The organism is Pseudoduganella danionis (assembly GCF_009720775.1).
Classification (GTDB): Bacteria; Pseudomonadota; Gammaproteobacteria; order Burkholderiales; family Burkholderiaceae_D; genus Rugamonas; species Rugamonas danionis.
Genome location: NZ_WNKW01000001.1, coordinates 444,266 through 462,321 on the forward strand (window position 1 = coordinate 444,266; position 18,056 = coordinate 462,321).

Below are 18,056 nucleotides of genomic sequence, written 5' to 3' on the forward strand. Positions count from 1 at the left end.
GCTGCCAAACAGCGCGAGGCGGGCAAGCTAGCCGGGTGTTGCTATTTCGCAGCTAACATAGCAAATCGGCAAACTGTCTTTCAGGACAAGGGCCGGGTGTTTTTCCACTTGCGCTCGATGGCGGCACGGGTGCCATTGAGTACGATGGCCGCATAGCCGCGGTTGAATAACTGGCGTGCCTGCTCGCCCTGCGGGTGCAGGCTGCTGAAGCCGATATACGAGCCTTGCGGTGTGGTCTCGAAAGCGAACACCACCTGCTGCACGCCGGCTTTGCTGATCAGCGCATCGTCGGTCTTGAAGTCATCCATCATGCTGACCACCAGATCGATGTGGCCGACCGCCAGTTTTTTCAGATTGGTTTCTTCCGAACGGGCTTGCAGCAGATGGATGCCGCGTTCCGTCAGGCGCAGGATCTCGGGCGGATACTCATAGCCGTTGACGATGCCGACGCGCAGACCGGCTGGCAGCTCGGCCAGTGTGCGGGCCGCCACGGGGCGGCTGGTGTGGTAGTAGAAGCGCGGATAGGCATAGAACAGGGGCAGGCCCGATAGCCGCACCTTGCCGGCCAGCTCGGGCGCATCGGACATGCTCAGGCAGGCCGCGACCGCGCCACTGAGTACGTATTTCTTGCAGCGCGCATAAGGCACCACCGTCAGCTTGACGGGCGTATCCATGGCGGCAAAAGCGGCCAGCACGATTTCATTGGCATAACCGCTGCCATCTGGATTGGACATGGGCGCAGCCGCATCTTCCACCATGATTTCTATGGGCGCGGCCAGCGCCAGCGCGCTCACCAGACTTCCTATGCAGATTGCCAGCAGACGGCGCATGGCCAGACTCCGTAAACGTATGCCACATTTCGACAATAATTGCGGGTCATGGTAGCGTAAACCATCCGCTGTCAGTGCCATGCTTGCTGCAAGTCTGACACGGCTACAACGGCACTACGGCAATTTTGGTAGACAAATCGCGCCAAAACGTTCAGATTGGAAGGGCCTGCACTGGTATCGCCCCGAGCTTGCGATATGCTGCCCCGCAGGTGTACCTGCCCTACAGTGAGAATCCATGCGTTTTACCGCCTCTGCCCGCCAGCGTTTCATTTTTTCTGTCACGGCCTTGTACGTCGTTGGCGCTCTGCTCTGGATCTTCCTTTCCGACCAGTTACTGGCGGCCCTGACGGACTGGCAGGCGGTAGTCTGGCTATCGACGGCCAAAGGGGTGTTTTTCGTCGTCATCACGGCGGCCCTGTTTTTCTGGGGCCTGAAGTCGGTTCCGGCCAGCGATGCGCCCGCCAACCTGACCTTGATCAATGCACTTACCAGCGGGCTGAGCCAGCAGCGCGGCCGCTGGCCCATGTATCTGGTGGCCGCCGCCATCACGCTCAGTACGCTGGCCCTGCATCTGGCCTGGACTACCCAGCGCGACCCCATGCTGATCCTGTTCATGCTGCCCATCGTGCTCAGCGCCACGCTGGGCGGCATGGGGCCGGGCTTGCTGGCCACGGCGCTGGCCGCGCTGAGTACCGAATACTGTTTGATCCCGCCCGTGTTCGACTGGCATGTGGGCAATCCCGACATCATGCTGCAATGGGGCTTTATGCTGGTCAATGGCGTGGCCGTCAGCCTGCTCAGCGAAATGCTGCAGCAGGCCATCAACCGGGCCGAAGCGAAACGCCAGTTGCTCGATGCCGTAATCTCTGGCACCTCGGACGCCATCTTCGTCAAAGACCTGCAGGGCCGCTACCTGCTGGCCAATCAGGCCACGGCCGGTTTTCTGGGCCGGCCCGTGCAGCAGGTGCTGGGGCAGGATGACTATGCGCTGCTCGATAGCGTTTCGGCCCAGATCATCAAGGATAAAGACCATGCGGTGATGGCCAGCGGCGCGATCCGCTCGCACGAGGAGCACCTGACCCTGCCTGACGGCAGCGTGCGCGATTTTTCCGTTACCAAGGGCCCCATCCTCAACCATCTGGGTCAGGTCGGCGGCATCTTCGGGATTTCGCGCGATATCACGGAAGTCAAGCAGGCGGCGCTGCAGAACCGCCTTAACCAGCAGCGTTTCGAAATGGCCATCGAAGCCACCAGCGACGGCCTGTGGGACTGGGATCTGCGCACGGGCAAAGTCTACCGTTCACCGCAGTACTATGCCGTGACCGGCTATGTGGCGGCGGAAGATACCCATGATGTGGCCTTCTTCAAGCGGCTGGTGCATCCGGACGATCTGCCCCATGTCATGGCCGCCATCGAAGCCCATTGTGCCGGTCTGACGCCGGCAGTGGATTTCGAATTCCGTCTGCAGACGCGCAGCGGCGAAATCAAATGGATGCATACGCGCGGCCGTGCCACCGAATTCAATAGCGACGGCTCGGTCGCGCGAGTGGTGGGCATACTGGCCGATATCAGCGAAAAGAAACAGGCGGCGGCCGCACTGCGCGAGCAGCAGCTGCGCCTGTCGCGCGTGATCGAAGGCTCGGATCAGGGCTATTGGGACTGGAATATGCAGACCCAGCACTTCGAAGTCAGCGCGCGCTGGGAAGAAATGCTGGGCTACCGGGCCGGTGAAATGGATATCTCGGTCGGCAACTGGAATAATCTAGTCCATCCGGACGACCTGCCGGCCACCATGGCTTCCATCCAGCGCCATCTGAGCGGCACCAGTAGCAGCCACGAAGCGGAATTCCGTGCCCGCACCAAGGATGGTGACTGGCGCTGGATACTCACGCGCGGCCGCATCGTCCAGTACAGTGCCGACGGCCGCCCGCTGATCATGTCCGGCACGCATACCGATATTACCGACCGCAAGCAATTCGAACTGGCCCAGCGCGAAGCCAGCACCGTATTCGAAAGCAGTTACGAAGGCATCATGGTGGTCAGTGCCGATCTCGTGATCACCAAGATCAATCCGGCCTTCACGCGCATTACCGGCTACACGGCGGAAGAAGTGATAGGGCGCTCGCCCAGCATCCTCTCGTCCGGCCAGCAGGACCCGGCGTATTACCGCGCCATGTGGGAGTCCGTGCTGCAGAAAACCTTCTGGAGCGGCGAAATCTGGAACCGCCGCAAGAGTGGCGAACTGTATGCGGAACTGCTGTCGATCTCCACCGTGCGCAATAGTACGGGCGCGGTCGAACATTATGTCGGGGTGTTCTCCGATATCAGCCAGCTCAAGGCGCATGAAGCGGAACTCGACCGCATCGCCCACTACGATCCGCTCACCGGCACGCCCAATCGCCGCCTGCTGACGGACCGCATGGAACTGGCGATCGCGCGCGCCACCCGCAGCGGGCGTGCACTGGCCGTGTGCTTTATCGATCTGGACGGCTTCAAGCAAGTCAACGACAGGCTGGGCCATGCTGCCGGCGATACCCTGCTGGTGGGCGTGGCGCACCATCTGCAGCACATGTTGCGCAGCGAGGACACGCTGGCGCGGCTGGGCGGCGATGAATTCGTGGTGCTGCTGTCGGATATTGCTTCGCCGGAAGAATGCATGCTGATCCTCGACCGCGTGCTGCAAGCCATCACCCGTCCCGTGCAGGTGGAGCAGGAAGCCATCAGCGTGACGGCCAGCATAGGCGTGAGCCTGTACCCGACCGATAATTCCGATGCCGATGCGCTGCTGCGCCATGCCGATCAGGCCATGTATCTGGCCAAGGAGGCCGGCAAGAACCGCTACCACCTGTTCGACCCCGAAGCGGACCGGCAGGTGCAGGAGCACCGCCGCTTCCTCGACGCCATCCAGCAGGCGCTGCACAACAACGAGCTGGTGCTGTACTACCAGCCCAAGGTGCATCTGCGCACGGGCCAGCTGGTGGGCGTGGAAGCGCTGCTGCGCTGGCAGCATCCGCAACAGGGCTTGCTGTCGCCGGCCCACTTCCTGCCCGCCGTGGATGGCAGCCCGCTGGAACAGCCGGTGGGCGAATGGGTGCTGCGCACGGCACTCAAACAGGGCGCCTGCTGGGCGCGCGAAGGCCGTGACGTCAGCATCAGCGTGAACATCAGCGCCGACCATCTGCTGCATGGCAGCTTTGTCAGCCATTTGCAGACCATGCTGGCCGAACATCCCGATATGCCGCCTGCACGGCTGGAGCTGGAGGTGCTGGAAACGGCGGCGCTGGCCGACATGGAACAGGCAATCGCCATCCTGCTGCGCTGCCGTGAGCTGGGCGTGCAATTCGCGCTCGATGATTTCGGCACCGGCTATTCCTCGCTGACCTATCTGCGCCAGCTACCGGTGGACTTGCTGAAAATCGACCAGAGCTTTATCCGCGACATCCTCAGCGATCCCGATGACCGCGGCATCGTGGAAGGCATCATCCGGCTGGCTGGCGCTTGCCACCGCAGCGTGATCGGCGAAGGCGTGGAAACGCTGGAGCATGGGGCGGCGCTGCTGCAGCTGGGCTGCGAACTGGCTCAGGGCTATGGTATTGCGCGTCCCATGCCGGCCGAACAGCTATTCGACTGGCTGGACCAATGGCGCCACGAGCAGCCCTGGACCCGGCTGCCGCAATGGCCGGCGCCCGCCGGATCTGAACCGGGCCCGGCCTAGCCCAGCAACTGGACGGCGTCTTCCGGGTTCATCGGTTTGCCGAAGCAATAGCCCTGCAATTCGTCGCAGCCGGCCAGCCGGGCGGCGGCGGCCTGCTCCTGGGTTTCCACCCCTTCGGCCACCACGGCCAGTCCCAGCACGGTGGCCAGCTTGCAGATGGCTTCGACGATGGCCAGGCCTTCGCGCCCGGGCAGGGGATCGATCAGGGCCTTGTCGATCTTGACGGTGTCCAGCGGCAGGTTGCGCAGCATGCTCAGCGAAGAGAAACCGGTACCGAAATCGTCGATGGCGATGTGGATGCCGCCGTTGCGCAGTTCGCGCAACTGGGCGCAGGTGTGCTCGAGGTTTTCCACTGCCGCGCTCTCAGTGATTTCCAGCGTCAGCAGCCGGGGTGCCAACTGGAACTCTTGCAGCATGTCCAGCACCAGCCGCGGGAACTGGGGATTAAGCAACTGCAGCGGCGAGACATTCACGGCGATCGGCACGCAGGCCTTGCCGGCGGCCAGCCAGCGGGCCTGCTGCTGGCAGGCGCTGCGCAGCAGCAGCGTGCCCAGTTCGGCGATCAGTCCCGTGGTTTCGGCCGCCGCGATAAACACTTGCGGATTGACCATGCCTATGCCGGGCCGGTGCCAGCGCGCCAGCGCTTCGAAGCCGATCAGGCGCTGGCTGGCTGCGTCCACCTTGGGCTGGTAGCACAGATAGACATGGCGTTCGCGGATGCCGGCGCGCAGGGCTTGTTCCAGCGTCAGCATGTCGCTGCTGCCCTGTTCGAAGCTGGCCTGGGCCCGTACGATGTTGCTGCCCGGATGGCGCTTGGCCACATGCATGGCCGCGTTGCCGGCCCGTAGCAGCGACTCGTCCAGCGCGCCATCGGCCGGATAGTTGGCCTGGCCGATCGAGGTATCGACATAGAATTCGCCGAGCGGCGTCTGCAGCGGGCGCTGCAGACGTGCCAGCAACTGCTGTTCCAGTTGCTGCAAATCGGGCGCATTGGCCGGCAGGCTGGTGGTCAGGATGAATTCGTCGATGCCGATGCGGTAGAGCTGGCCCACGCCCTCGCTGAGGGCGGCAATCGCTTGCGCATAGGCTTTGAGGATTTCATCGCCGCTGCTGTAGCCGTGCGCTGTATTGAACAGTTTGAAGCGGTCGATATTCAGCAGATACAGCGTGAGGTGGGGATGGCCAGCCGGGTCCTGCGCATATTCGTGCAGCCGCTGCATCAGCGCGCCACGGTTGGGCAGACCGGTCAGCGCATCGTGGGTGGCGCGGTGCAGCAGCGCGCGGCTTTGTTCGACGCGCTCGGTTTCATCGGTAATCATCAGGCAGACGGCAAACTGCTGGTCCCAGCGCACGCGGTAGGCAAAGAAGTGCAGATAACAGGGGCTGCCATCGATGCGCTGGCGCTGGCCTTCCCAACTGGTGCGCTCGATGCTGCCGGACAGCAGTTGCGGGAACAGGGCAAGCACGCGCTGGCGCTCTTCGGTCGGGGTGGTCTCGTCGAGAAATGCCGGGGTCAATCGGCGTGCATGGTCGGCGCCGTAGATGCGCAGCGTGGCCGGATTGGCATACAGCAGTTCGGTGGCGGTCATAATGGCCACGCCCTGCAGCGAATATTCCGTCAGGCGCGCAAAGCGTTCGCTGGCGTGCAACGATTCCGTGGCCGACAGGTCGAGCGAGACATACAGCACGGCAAAGCCCAGTGCCGTGCGCAGCACGGCGCCGGTGGCAAACTGCAGCATGATGGCCTGGGCTTCGCCGCTGGCGGAGATCATCGGGTGGACCGCCAGCAGCAGGAGCAGCGGGCCGATCAGCCGGTGTGGACGCGATTTATGGCGCAGCACGCGGGTGGCCAGCAAGCCTATGCACAGATAGATCAGGGCCACGGCCGTCTGCGAACCCAGTGCCTCGGGCTGCAGGGCCACCGAAACCATCAGGCTGAACAGGGAGAGCGCCAGCAGGCGCGCACGCCAGCCCCGTAGCGGGGCGTCCATCAGGTCGAACACGCCCGAGGTGAGGAAATACAGGCTGCAACTGGCCAGTGCCGGGATCACCAGCAGATTGACGGGGCTGCGGATGGCGGCATCCTGAAACAGCGCAAACGCCAGGATGGACCCGGCAACTCCAAAGAACGACAGCCCCAGTTTGCGCGCAAAGGCTTGAGTACGGTTACGGTGCCATGAAAACAGCAGGCTGATCCCGACCACCATCTCTACCGCTGCAGCGAAGTAAAAGAGTGCCGTCATACGTTCCCCGAGGAAATAATTCCTTGAATTATAGTGCGGAGTCCGCCCGGGTCTTCAATGCGGCGCGCTGCAGCGGGAGCTGGCCGTTGTCTTGCGGGTACAGCCGGCTGGCCGTATCAGCCGGCTAAAGCGACCAGCGGACGGGGCCGGATGGTGCTGGCCGGCGCAGCGATGCGCTGGGCCTTCCCCGTGGCGGCCGATGCTGCCAGCTTGAACACGTCCACCACGTCCACCAGCCGGTGCGACTGCTCCTGCAGGGCGCTGGCGGCGGAAGCAGCTTCCTCCACCAGTGTGGCATTTTGCTGGGTGGTGCGGTCCATCTCGACGATGGCCTGATTGATCTGCTCTATGCCCTGGGTCTGTTCGGCGCTGGCTGCAGTGATTTCGCCCATGATGTCGGCCACGCTGCGGATGCTGCCGACGATGATGTTCATGGTGTCGCCCGCTTCGTTGACGAGGCGCGAGCCGCTATCGACCTTGTCGACCGAATCGTCGATGAGCTGCTTGATTTCCTTGGCGGCGGCCGCCGAGCGCTGGGCCAGATTGCGCACTTCCGTCGCCACCACGGCGAAGCCGCGGCCCTGTTCGCCAGCGCGGGCCGCTTCCACGGCCGCGTTCAGTGCCAGAATATTGGTCTGGAAGGCGATGCTGTCGATCACGTTGATGATGTCGACGATGCGGTGCGAAGAACTATTGATTTCACCCATGGTCTGCACCACTTGCGCCACCACGTTGCCGCCTTTGACGGCGATGTCCGAGGCGGATACGGCCAACTGGTTGGCCTGGCGCGCGTTGTCGGCATTGTGTTTGACGGTGGCGGTCAGCTGTTCCATGGCCGAGGCGGTTTCTTCCAGCGAGCCGGCCTGCTGTTCCGTGCGTGATGCCAGATCAAGGTTGCCGCTGGCGATCTGGCCGGAAGCGGTGGCGATGTTGTCGGCACCCGTGCGGACTTCATCGACGATGCGGATCAGCGCGCTATTCATGTCGCGCAGCGCGCCCAGCATCAGTCCGGTTTCTTCCTGCGTTTCGACGTGGATCTGCACGGTGAGATCGCCATCGGCCACTTGCCGCGCCACGTCGACAGCCTGATGCAGCGGCGTGGTAATGGTGCGCGTGGTCAGCACGGCCAGCGTGACGGCGATCAGGCTGGCAGCGAGTGCAATGACCACGATCAGCACGATGGTCTGGCTGGCCTGGGCCTGCGATTGCTGGCCCGACGCCGTCATCAGTTCTTCCTGATAGGCGATCAGGTCATCGAGCTGGGTAGTGTAGACCTGCAGGCAGGGGCGGACTTCGTCGAGCAGATTGTGCAGGGCCGCGTCACGCTGGCCTTTGCGGGCGTTGTCGAGGAAGGTGGTGCGGGCGGCTAGGTATTTGCGGCGCGATTCTTCCAGCGCGCGCAGCTGGACTCGGCCTTTTTCACTGGTGAGTACCTGGTCCAGCTTGGCCAGCGTCTGGGTAATCACGCGCGTATTGTCGGCGATGCTGGCATATTCTTTTTCCAGATCAGCGGGCTTATCCATCAGCAGCAGGTTGCGCATATTCAGCGCCTGTTCGTTCAGCTCATCCTTGACGGTGTGGACCAGCACGGTTTTCGGATAGCGGTCCTGGTTGATCAGTTGCAGGTCGTCGCTCAGCGCGCTCACGCGCAGATAGGCGAGCGCAGCGACGATGATCAGCATGCCGATGACGATGGCAAAGCTGAGGCCGAGTTTCTTACCGATGGCTAAATTCCTGAAGTTCATGGGGGGGGACTTTCACTGTAACGACGACTTCGAAGGCGCGCCTGTAGCAGGCGCGCGTGTAATCGAACTATCTTGATTTCAATTAAGGAAGTAGCACGATAAGTTTTAGATGTAATACTCGGTATGATATGAATCAAAATTTTCAGTAGAAGTGGTCGATTTACGTGTTACTACGCAAGCTTGAGCATGGGTATGGTCTAATGCTGAAGTAATGCAAATTGTTCATTCCATGGGGCCGGCTGGAGGAAGTATGCGTTTTCGTCGATTGCTGCTGTTACTGACTCTGATCTGCCTGCCGCGCCTGCTATGCGCGCGCGAGATCACCTTGCTGACCACGGAATATCCGCCGTTCTCGATGGCGGCCAAGCCGGGCGGCGGGCTGTTCACGCAGTTGATTACGGAAGCCCTGCGGCGCAAGGGCTGGGAACTGAAAGTCCGCAGTGTGCCATGGGTACGCGTGCCGCTGGAACTGGCATCGGCACGCGCGGCCGGCGCGCTGATTTGCTGGCCGGAAGAAGTCAAGCGATTTGATCTGATGGCTTCGCGCCCCGTCTTCATTAGCGAACTGGGTTTTTTCGTCAGGAGGAGCGATGCCGAAAAGATCAATGTGGCGCTGGCCGGCCTGCGCGGCATGAAGGTGGGGGCCGTGCGCGGCTATGGCTATCCGCCCGCACTGGAAGCCTCGGCCGCCCAGATCGAATACGTGCAGGATGACCAGACCAATCTGCGCAAGCTGGTGGCGGGACGCATCGATTATGTGGCACTGGAACGGCTGGTGGGCGGCTATCTGCTCGAGCGGGAAAGTCCGGCCGAAATCCGCGACAAGGTGGTGTGGAAAGGCCCGGCATTTGCCTATCTGCCCTTATTCGTCGGCATAACGCGCCAGTGGCCGAATGGCGCCGCCATCGTGGCTGACCTGAACGAAGGGCTGGCGGCAATGGAAAAAGACGGCAGTTATCAGGCGCTGCTGCGGGCCTACAATATCGAGGCGCACGGTTTGCCCAGCCCCTAACGTAGCAGACTCTGCGCTGCTCACGCGCTGGTCACATAGCTCGGCTACAATCGCGGGCGGGAAAACCAGCGAGCGGAAAACATGGAAGCAATCGACGTTACATATGGTTCGGATACCGCAGGGCTGGTATGGGGTTATCTGCTGGGGCCGGAACCGGTCAAGCCGCGCGCGCTCAACTCTGCCCAGGCGCTGGAATGGCTGAATGGCGAAGCACGTCAGCCGGGCGAGTTCGCCTGGCTGCACTTCAACCTGTCCCATGGGGCCAGCGAAAAATGGCTCAGGGCTTATGCCGGCCTGTCCGATGAGTTTTACGAAGCCTTGCATCAGGGCTCGCGTTCGACCCGCATCGAAGTGGCCGACAATGCCCTGATCGCCGTGGTCAACGATGTGCTGCACGAATTTAATTTCGACGCGTCCGATATCTCCACGCTGTGGGTGGCAGTGGCGCCCCATTTGGTGATCAGCGCACGCCGTACGCCGCTGCAATCGATAGAGCGGCTGCATCAGGCCGTGCGGCGCGGCGAACCGCTGCGCTCGTCAGTGGAACTGCTGGTGCACCTGCTGCGCGATCAGGCCGATGTGCTGGTAAATATCGTGCGCACGGCCGTCGAGCGGGTGGATGCCATCGAAGATTCGCTGCTGGCAGGGCGGGTCCGCGTGAAGCGGGCCGATCTGGGCAATATGCGCCGTGTGCTGGTGCGCTTGCAGCGCCTGCTGGCGCCCGAACCGGCCGCCCTGCTGCGCTTGCTGCAACGCCCGCCCGGCTGGATGTCCGAGCTGGACACGCAGGAATTGCGCCAGTCCAGCGAGGAGTTTGCCGTGGTGCTCAGCGATATGTCCTCGCTACAGGAGCGCATCAAATTGCTGCAGGAAGAGATCGCTGCCCAGGTCAACGAAGAAACGGGACGCAGCCTGTTCGTGCTGACCATCGTCACCGTGCTGGCGCTGCCGATCAATATCATCGCCGGCCTGCTCGGCATGAATGTGGGCGGCATCCCGCTGGCCCAGCATCCGCACGGCTTCTGGATTATCGCCGCCGTGGTGATCGCCTTCACCGTGGTGGCGGGCGCGCTGGTGGTGCGCATGCAGAACCAGGACTAGCGGATAGCCCAGACCAGAAAGCAAAAACCTCCCGGCAGCGGACTGCGGGGAGGCTCTCGGAATTCGTGGTGGTGATAGATGGACTTGAACCATCGACCCCAGCATTATGAATGCTGTGCTCTAACCAACTGAGCTATATCACCGCTGCAAACTGGATTAAAAAAGCCTCTATGCAGATCTGCTTAGAGGCTTCTAGAATTCTTGGTGGTGATAGATGGACTTGAACCATCGACCCCAGCATTATGAATGCTGTGCTCTAACCAACTGAGCTATATCACCTGCAACGCCCGATATTATCGGGGGTGAGCGCTAAGCTGTCAAGGATAGCCCCGGATTTTTTCCAAATATTCCGCGTATTTCGTTTTCTCGGGGAAACTTCTGCGCGAAGTCGTATATTTTTTTTAATTCCCGGGGCGTGCGTGGCTAGCCCAGCCGCCGGCCTATCTGCGCCAGCAACTGGCCCGTGGGATCGGTACCCAGACAGTCGATCACATGGCGTTCGGGCATGGAACGCAGCCAGGTGAGCTGGCGCTTGGCCAACTGGCGCGTGGCGATGATGCCCGTTTCGCGCATGGTGGCGTAGTCGATATTGCCATCGAGGTAGTCCCAGGCCTGACGGTAGCCCACGCAGCGTATCGAGGGCAGGCCAGGATGCAGGTCGCCACGGCGGCGCAACTGTTCCACTTCCGTCAGCAGATTGCCGTCCGGGCTATCGGCCAGCATCAGGTCGAAGCGGCGTGCGATGCGGTCGTGCAGCACGGCGCGGTCGGATGGTTCGAGTGCGAACGACAGCAGCTCGAACGGTAGTTCGGTGTGCTCGCGCTGGGCCAGCAGGGCCGACATGGGCTTGCCGCTCAGCGTGCAGATTTCCAGCGCACGCTGGATGCGCTGGGCATCGGCCGGCGCCAGCCTTGCGGCCGTGACCGGATCGAGCAGGGCCAGCCGCGCATGCATGGCGGGCCAGCCCAGTTGTGCGGCCTCGTCTTCAATCTGCGCACGCAGGGCCGGATCGGCGCCGGGCAGGTCATCGAGGCCATCGGCCAGTCCTTTGAAGTACAGCATGGTACCGCCCACCAGCAGCGGCAGTTTGCCGCGTGCCACGATGTCGTCGACGAGGCGCAGCGTATCGTTGCGGAACTGGGCCACCGAGTAGGCGTCGAGCGGGTCGATGATGTCGATCAGGTGGTGCGGCGCGGCCGCCAGTTCGGCGCGCGTGGGCTTGGCGGTGCCGATGTCCATGCCGCGGAATACCAGCGCGGAATCGACCGAGATGATCTCGGAAGGAATGCGCTCGGCGATGGCCAGCGCGGCCGCCGTCTTGCCGGAAGCGGTAGGGCCCATGATGGCCACGGCCAGTGGCCGGTTTGCTGGCTGTGCCATGTTATTGACCACGCAGGAAGAGTTTATCGAGCGCGCCGATTTCCACCTGCACCCAGGTCGGGCGGCCGTGGTTGCACTGGTCGGCCCGCTCCGTGCTTTCCATCTGGCGCAGCAGCGCGTTCATTTCCTGCACCGACAGGATGCGGTTGGCACGCACGGCCGTGTGGCAGGCCAGTGTGCCGAGCAGCTCGTTCTGGCGTTCGATCAGCAGGCGCGAGCCGCCGAATTCGCGTACATCGCGCAGCACGTCGCGCGCGAGTGTCTGGGCGTCGGCATTCTTCAGCAGCACGGGCACCGAGCGCACGGCCAGCGTGGTGGGCGACAGCGCGGCAATATCGAAGCCCAGTGCCTGCAGGGTTTCCTGCTGTTCGTGCACGGTGGCCACTTCGATCGCATCGGCATAGAAGGTGACGGGGATCAGCAGTGGCTGCACCTGCATGGCTTCGCCGGCCACATGGCTTTCCAGCGCCTGCTTAAGCTGTTCGTACAGGATGCGTTCATGGGCCGCATGCATATCCACCAGCACCAGCCCTTTGGCGTTCTGGGCGAGGATGTAGATGCCGTGTAGCTGGGCCAGCGCAAAGCCGAGCGGGAATTCTTCCTGCGCCATAGCGGCTGGCGAAACGGTAAACGGACTGGCCTGCGGCAGTGCACGGTCGCTATCGTTGCTCAGGCTGTCGCTGCGACTGTAGTCGCCTGCGGTGGCGTGGCTGCGCAGGTCATCGCTGCCGCCGTTGCTGCCGCCATTGAACAGCGCACCGTAGCGCTCTGTGCTCTGGGCCACGCCACCGGTGCGGGCGTCGAAGCGGGGCGCACTGTGCGGCGCATAGGCCGTGCCGCCTGCGCTACCGGCAGCGCCGCTGGCATCGCCCGGTTTGGCAAATGGCGAAGGCGAAAAGGTCGGCGTGTAATCGGGTTTGAGCAGGGCGCCGAAGCTGGTCTGCTCGCCGCGCCACGGCGTGGTTTCCAGACTGTCGGCGGCAGGCAGCGGCGATGGTGCGCTGCCATGGGCGGTGGCCGAGGTCTGGGCCAGTGCGCGCTGCACCGCGTGGAAGACAAACTGGTGTACGGCGCGGCTGTCGCGGAAGCGCACTTCGATTTTCGACGGGTGCACATTGACGTCGACCAGCGCCGGATCGAGCTCGAGCGACAGCACATACGAGGGGAAACGGTCGCCATGCAGCACGTCCTGATAGGCCGCCTTGACGGCGTGTACCAGTACCTTGTCGCGCACGAAGCGGCCATTAACGTAGAAGAACTGGCCATCGGCACGCGCTTTGGAGGCAGTCGGCAAGCCCGTGTAGCCGTGCAGGCGCAGCGGGCCGGCTGCCTCGTCGATGTGCAGGCGCGCTTCGGCAAAACCGTCACCGAGAATGTGGGCGCTGCGCTTGGCCATTTCCGTCACGTTCCAGTGGTCGATGGTGCGGCCATTGTGGCTCAGCGTGAAGGCCACGTCGGGACGGGCCAGCGCAATGCGGCGTACCACTTCGGCGCAGTGGCCGAATTCAGTCTGTTCCGACTTGAGGAATTTGCGTCGCGCCGGGGTGTTGAAATACAGGTCTTGCACATCGACCGTGGTACCGCAGGCGCCCGAGGATGGTGCCACCGTGCCCTGATGCGAGCCGACGATTTCCCAGGCATGGGCCGCATCGGCCGTGCGCGAAGTCAGCGTGACGGAAGCGACCGACGCGATCGAGGCCAGCGCTTCGCCCCGGAAGCCCAGCGTGCCCACATTTTCCAGATCATCGAGCGAGGCAATTTTCGAGGTGGCGTGACGGGCCAGTGCCAATGGCATCTGCTCGGGCGGGATGCCGCGGCCGTTATCGGTGATGGCGATGCGTTTCACGCCGCCTTCTTCCAGCCGCACATTGATCTGGCTGGCACCCGCATCGAGCGCGTTTTCCAGTAATTCCTTGACTACGGCCGAAGGCCGCTCGACCACCTCGCCGGCGGCTATCTGGGAAATCAGCTGGTCGGGCAGGGCGCGGATCGGACGCGGGCCTGTGCTGCTAGGGGTGGTATCGGGCGCATTCATCCCGCGATTATAACTGCTTGCAGCGCCCCGTTTGCGGGGCGCTGGCAGGGGTGCTTAGGGAAGCTTAGGGAAGCTTAGGGACGCTTAGGGACGCACGCGCACCGGTATCGGCGCGTTGCACAGCTCGACGTAGCCGGGCGAGAACTTGTTCCACGGGCCGCCACGGTTACGCTGGGCGTCGATGACCTGCTGGTAGATAGGCGCTTCGCTGCGCATCACTTCCAGATGGCTGCGTTCGGCCTCGGGTACATCGGCTTCCAGCCGCACCGACTTGATGGCCATGCGGGCTTCCTTGGCACCATAGAAGCCCATGGCTTCGCCGCCGCGCGGCAGCGAGGACAGCAGCGGCATGCCGGACAGCACACGGCCCACCAGTGTGATATTGCGGTCCAGATGGCGCGGCGCGTGGCCCGTCACCGCGTACAGCTCGGCACCATTGCCGCTGTCGGTGCCGTTATCGCGGCCCACGCCCACCATGCCGTAGCAATGGGTCAGCCAGGTGGTGCCGGCTTTCGGATCGCGCGCCACGGGGAAACCGTTGGAATGGCCGATCTGCGGTGCATAGCCGTCGCGGTCGGGCTGACGCACGAAATGTTTGTCGTTCTTGAGCGGCACGCTGAATTCGCCCACTACCTTGGGCTTGGCGCTGCCCAACGGACGCGGGTGGTCCGATTCGGCCTGCGGGTCGCCCCACTGGGCCACATAGTTATCCTGCGAGCGCAGGATGGCCAGACCGTCGAAATACTTTTCCTTCACCAGCGTTTCGATGTTGGCGATGTTCTGCGGCGCAAAGTCGGGCGCCAGTTCGATGACCACGCGGCCGCTTTCGAGTTCCATGTAGAGCGTGTGCTGCGGATCGGTGGGACGCCAGTCGGACGCCTGCGATTGCTTGACGAGGTCGCCGACACTGGGTTTGATCGGCAGATCGGCAGCGCTGGCTATGCCGCTGGTAAGCAGCGCAGCAGCGGACAAGGATGGTAACAGCATGGTTCGGTACATCCGGTATCTCCCTGGGTTATTGGGCTAAGGGGGCGACGCGCGGCTTGCGCGTTCGTGAAAGATTTTAATCTGGATAACAGCGCGCGGGAAACTGCTCACTTGGCGCCATTCGTGGTGTATGATTCCGGCGCTGACTTTATGGGAAGAATATGGATTTAATGCAATTCTTCGGCATGATACTTCATGTCGACAAAACGCTCGAAGTGCTGATACAGCAATACGGTACCCTGATTTATGCCGTGTTATTTGCCATCATCTTCTGTGAAACGGGGCTGGTCGTCCTGTTCTTCTTCCCTGGCGATACCTTGCTGTTCATCGCAGGTGCCCTGTGCGCACTCGGTGAAATGAATCTGTTCCTGCTCAACGGCTTGCTGATCACAGCGGCCGTGCTCGGCAACACCACCAATTACTGGATAGGCGAGGCCATAGGCCAGCGCGTGTTCACCCATGATTACCGCTGGCTCAACAAGGAAGCCTTGCGCCGTACGCATGAATTCTTTGAAAAACATGGTGGCAAGACCATCGTTCTGGCCCGTTTCGTGCCAGTGGTGCGTACGTTTGCCCCGTTCGTGGCCGGCGTATCGGACATGACCCATGGTCGCTTCCAGCTCTACAACATCACGGGCGCCGTGCTGTGGGTGGTGCTGCTGACCACGGCTGGCTACTTCTTCGGCAATATCGCCATCGTGCGCGAACACCTGACGGAAATCGTGCTGGTGGGCGTGGGCGTGGCCGTCGTGCCGATGGCGCTGGGCGGCGTCTACAAGCTGGGCCGCCGCATGCTGCGTCGCTAAGCGACCGCATCGGCCGGCTGGGCCATAGCCGGGCTGCAGCGCAGCGCGGCTATGGCCCAGCGGTCCGCGCCGCTTCGTGCTGGCGCGCCGAATCCGGCATATTTCACAAATAAATATCTTTCCTGACCTAGGCTCCACTCAAGTTTTTCCCAATTGCATCCGTATACCAGTGTGTAATTCTTATACTTCTGGACTGCGATGCGTACTTTACTCACCCTGATCGCCTGCTGCTGCGCGTTTGCCACCGCTGCCAGCGCCAATGAGGCGCGTGAACCGGCGTCGGCCAAAGCGGCAGCATCCACGGTTAAAACCAAGGGCACGCCCGCTGCGGGCGCCAAATCGGAACATGGTGTGAGCGTGGGCGGCGTGCCGCTCAAACAGATCGCAGCGGCAGCAGAAAAAGGCGAAAGCGAGCCGGCATCGGCAGGGCGCAAGGCATCGGCCGCGGCTCCGAGTGCGCGCGAGCGCGAAGCGGAAGCGGAAGCCGATCTATCGGCCAAGATCGCCGCCCGTCTGGCGCTGATGCGCGCCAACCAGCAGGCCCGCGTGGCCGCTGCGGCCAAGGCCAAGAAGGCTGCAGCCGTGGTGGAAGCGGCGCCGAAAGTGTATAGCCACCACTGGTCGTACGAAGGTGAAAACGGTCCCGCCAACTGGGGCCGGATCAATCCGGAATGGGCCAAATGCAGCACCGGCAACCGTCAGTCGCCTATCGATATCCGCGATGGCATGAAAGTCGAGCTGGAACAGATCACGTTTGATTACCACCCATCGTCGTTCAATGTGACGGACAACGGCCACACCGTGCAGGTGATGCTGGGCGGCGGTAATTTCATCACGGTGCAGAACCGCATGTATGAGCTGATCCAGTTCCACTTCCACCGTCCATCGGAAGAGCGCATCAATGGCAAGGGCTACGAGATGGTCATGCACCTGGTGCACAAGGATGGCGAAGGCAAGCTGGCCGTGATTGCGCTGCTGCTCGAACGTGGCCGTGCGCAGCCAGTGATCCAGACCGTGTGGAATAATCTTCCGCTGGAAAAACTCGACACCATGGCGCCATCGTCGGTGATCGATCCTATCGACCTGATTCCGGCCCGGCGCGACTACTTCACCTTCATGGGTTCGCTGACCACGCCGCCTTGCAGCGAAGGCGTGCTGTGGCTGGTGATGAAAGAGCCGGTGCAGGCTTCGCCGGCCCAGATGGCACTGTTCGCCCGTCTGTATCCTATGAATGCACGGCCTATCCAGCCCGGTTCCGGCCGCATCATCAAGGAATCGAATTAAGCCTTAGTTTAAGCCTTAGTTTAAGCCTTAGCTGCGCCAGCTAGCTGGCGCAGCTAATACGGTGGGCACCGGTCCAGCTACTGCCGGCGGCGAGTTGCCGCTGGTCGATGCAGGCCGGTTCGATGCAGACGAAACGCAGATACTCCTCATCCGCCAGATCGGTCAGCGCCGCCGCATCGGCCTGACCCGGATTCCACACCACCCAGTTATCAAAGCCCTGCTGTTCCAGATGCAGCGTGGCGTTGGCCGTGTTCAGCGTCAGCATAGGCGTGGACTGGTACAGGCGGTCGTGCTTCTGGTTGAAATGCAGGGCAGGGTAGTCCTGCGTGGCTGTCTGCAGATGATGGTCGGTATAGCATTGGCCCTGCAGGCCGCTGATGCTGGTGGCTTCGAGCTGGCCCACATCGTAATAGGTATGCAGTGCCACGCCGAACGGGAATTCGGCCGTGCCGCTGTTATGCACCGTGTAGCGCACGTCGAGCGCATCACCTTGCAAGGTATAGCGCAGCGACAGTTCAAATGCGTGCGGCCATGCTGCCGCGTGTTCGGCTGTCAGATCGTGCTGGTTCAACTGCAGCTCGACATAGGCATGGCCGCCATCACCGCCACTAGCGCTCAGGCGCCACTGGCTGACGCGGGCAAAACCGTGGCGCAGACCGGGGCCGCGCACATTAAACTGGGGGAAGATCACGGGTACGCCGCCCCGTATGGCCTTGCTGCCATCGAGCGGGGTCTGGCTGCTGACGAACAATCGCTGTTTGCCGTCGCCGGTTTTCCATGACAGCAGATGGGCGCCGAACAGCGACACCGTGATTTCGGCGCCATCGGCCGCCGTGATCTGCACTGCGGGCAGTGCGCCATATTCTGTCATCGTTGCTACAGCCATGTGGATTCCGTAAAAGTGGTGTGATAGTGCCG

At 62.4% G+C, this 18,056-nt stretch carries 12 protein-coding genes and 2 tRNA genes; 5 read left to right on the forward strand and 9 right to left on the reverse strand.

Annotated features, from left to right (window positions below; genetic code table 11):
• Positions 1 to 80: 80 nt before the first annotated feature.
• Positions 81 to 830 (reverse strand): substrate-binding periplasmic protein, encoded by a 750-nt coding sequence (locus tag GM655_RS02025; protein WP_196308682.1) that lies wholly within the window; start codon positions 828 to 830, stop codon positions 81 to 83.
• 235 nt (positions 831 to 1,065) lie between these two features.
• Between GM655_RS02025 and GM655_RS02030 the strand changes: the two genes are divergently transcribed.
• Positions 1,066 to 4,545, forward strand: a complete 3,480-nt coding sequence (locus GM655_RS02030) for an EAL domain-containing protein (protein ID WP_155432957.1) — start codon at positions 1,066 to 1,068, stop codon at positions 4,543 to 4,545.
• Here GM655_RS02030 and GM655_RS02035 read toward each other — a convergent pair.
• Positions 4,542 to 6,788, reverse strand: a complete 2,247-nt coding sequence (locus tag GM655_RS02035) for a putative bifunctional diguanylate cyclase/phosphodiesterase (RefSeq protein WP_155432958.1) — start codon at positions 6,786 to 6,788, stop codon at positions 4,542 to 4,544. The genes GM655_RS02030 and GM655_RS02035 overlap by 4 nt on opposite strands.
• Positions 6,789 to 6,904: 116 nt before the next feature.
• Positions 6,905 to 8,533 (reverse strand): methyl-accepting chemotaxis protein, encoded by a 1,629-nt coding sequence (locus GM655_RS23145; RefSeq protein WP_196308683.1) that lies wholly within the window; start codon positions 8,531 to 8,533, stop codon positions 6,905 to 6,907.
• A gap of 250 nt (positions 8,534 to 8,783) precedes the next feature.
• Between GM655_RS23145 and GM655_RS02045 the strand changes: the two genes are divergently transcribed.
• On the forward strand, positions 8,784 to 9,545 hold the full coding sequence (locus tag GM655_RS02045; RefSeq protein WP_196308684.1) for a substrate-binding periplasmic protein: 762 nt from the start codon (positions 8,784 to 8,786) through the stop codon (positions 9,543 to 9,545).
• A gap of 81 nt (positions 9,546 to 9,626) precedes the next feature.
• Positions 9,627 to 10,646 carry a transporter gene (locus GM655_RS02050; protein ID WP_155432960.1) on the forward strand — a complete coding sequence of 340 codons (1,020 nt, stop codon included), beginning with the start codon at positions 9,627 to 9,629 and terminating at the stop codon, positions 10,644 to 10,646.
• A 66-nt stretch (positions 10,647 to 10,712) separates the two neighbouring features.
• Here the strand turns inward: GM655_RS02050 and GM655_RS02055 are convergent.
• The 5 genes from GM655_RS02055 to GM655_RS02075 form a co-directional block, all read right to left on the reverse strand.
• A tRNA-Met gene (locus GM655_RS02055) sits at positions 10,713 to 10,789 on the reverse strand.
• A 59-nt stretch (positions 10,790 to 10,848) separates the two neighbouring features.
• A tRNA-Met gene (locus GM655_RS02060) sits at positions 10,849 to 10,925 on the reverse strand.
• Positions 10,926 to 11,069: 144 nt separating this feature from the next.
• On the reverse strand, positions 11,070 to 12,026 hold the full coding sequence (gene miaA, locus GM655_RS02065; protein ID WP_155432961.1) for a tRNA (adenosine(37)-N6)-dimethylallyltransferase MiaA: 957 nt from the start codon (positions 12,024 to 12,026) through the stop codon (positions 11,070 to 11,072).
• A gap of 1 nt (position 12,027) precedes the next feature.
• Entirely contained in the window at positions 12,028 to 14,061 is a 2,034-nt protein-coding gene (gene mutL, locus GM655_RS02070; RefSeq protein ID WP_155432962.1) for a DNA mismatch repair endonuclease MutL, read from the reverse strand.
• Positions 14,062 to 14,145: 84 nt separating this feature from the next.
• Positions 14,146 to 15,048: a peptidylprolyl isomerase gene (locus tag GM655_RS02075; RefSeq protein ID WP_229632337.1), complete on the reverse strand. Its 903-nt coding sequence runs from the start codon at positions 15,046 to 15,048 to the stop codon at positions 14,146 to 14,148.
• A gap of 161 nt (positions 15,049 to 15,209) precedes the next feature.
• Between GM655_RS02075 and GM655_RS02080 the strand changes: the two genes are divergently transcribed.
• Positions 15,210 to 15,854, forward strand: a complete 645-nt coding sequence (locus GM655_RS02080; RefSeq protein WP_155432964.1) for a VTT domain-containing protein — start codon at positions 15,210 to 15,212, stop codon at positions 15,852 to 15,854.
• A gap of 198 nt (positions 15,855 to 16,052) precedes the next feature.
• On the forward strand, positions 16,053 to 17,138 hold the full coding sequence (locus GM655_RS02085; protein ID WP_155432965.1) for a carbonic anhydrase: 1,086 nt from the start codon (positions 16,053 to 16,055) through the stop codon (positions 17,136 to 17,138).
• 40 nt (positions 17,139 to 17,178) lie between these two features.
• Here the strand turns inward: GM655_RS02085 and GM655_RS02090 are convergent, their stop codons facing one another.
• Positions 17,179 to 18,024, reverse strand: a complete 846-nt coding sequence (locus GM655_RS02090; protein ID WP_155432966.1) for a D-hexose-6-phosphate mutarotase — start codon at positions 18,022 to 18,024, stop codon at positions 17,179 to 17,181.
• Positions 18,025 to 18,056: the final 32 nt, after the last annotated feature.

Bases quoted from the DNA above. Each gene is read 5' to 3' on its own strand.
- mutL (WP_155432962.1), bottom strand. From the start codon at position 14,061: ATGAATGCGCCCGATACCACCCCTAGCAGCACAGGCCCGCGTCCGATC.
- GM655_RS23145 (WP_196308683.1), bottom strand. From the start codon at position 8,533: ATGAACTTCAGGAATTTAGCCATCGGTAAGAAACTCGGCCTCAGCTTT.
- GM655_RS02075 (WP_229632337.1), bottom strand. From the start codon at position 15,048: ATGCTGTTACCATCCTTGTCCGCTGCTGCGCTGCTTACCAGCGGCATA.
- GM655_RS02090 (WP_155432966.1), bottom strand. From the start codon at position 18,024: ATGGCTGTAGCAACGATGACAGAATATGGCGCACTGCCCGCAGTGCAG.
- GM655_RS02050 (WP_155432960.1), top strand. From the start codon at position 9,627: ATGGAAGCAATCGACGTTACATATGGTTCGGATACCGCAGGGCTGGTA.
- GM655_RS02025 (WP_196308682.1), bottom strand. From the start codon at position 830: ATGCGCCGTCTGCTGGCAATCTGCATAGGAAGTCTGGTGAGCGCGCTG.
- miaA (WP_155432961.1), bottom strand. From the start codon at position 12,026: ATGGCACAGCCAGCAAACCGGCCACTGGCCGTGGCCATCATGGGCCCT.
- GM655_RS02080 (WP_155432964.1), top strand. From the start codon at position 15,210: ATGGATTTAATGCAATTCTTCGGCATGATACTTCATGTCGACAAAACG.
- GM655_RS02035 (WP_155432958.1), bottom strand. From the start codon at position 6,788: ATGACGGCACTCTTTTACTTCGCTGCAGCGGTAGAGATGGTGGTCGGG.
- GM655_RS02045 (WP_196308684.1), top strand. From the start codon at position 8,784: ATGCGTTTTCGTCGATTGCTGCTGTTACTGACTCTGATCTGCCTGCCG.
- GM655_RS02030 (WP_155432957.1), top strand. From the start codon at position 1,066: ATGCGTTTTACCGCCTCTGCCCGCCAGCGTTTCATTTTTTCTGTCACG.
- GM655_RS02085 (WP_155432965.1), top strand. From the start codon at position 16,053: ATGCGTACTTTACTCACCCTGATCGCCTGCTGCTGCGCGTTTGCCACC.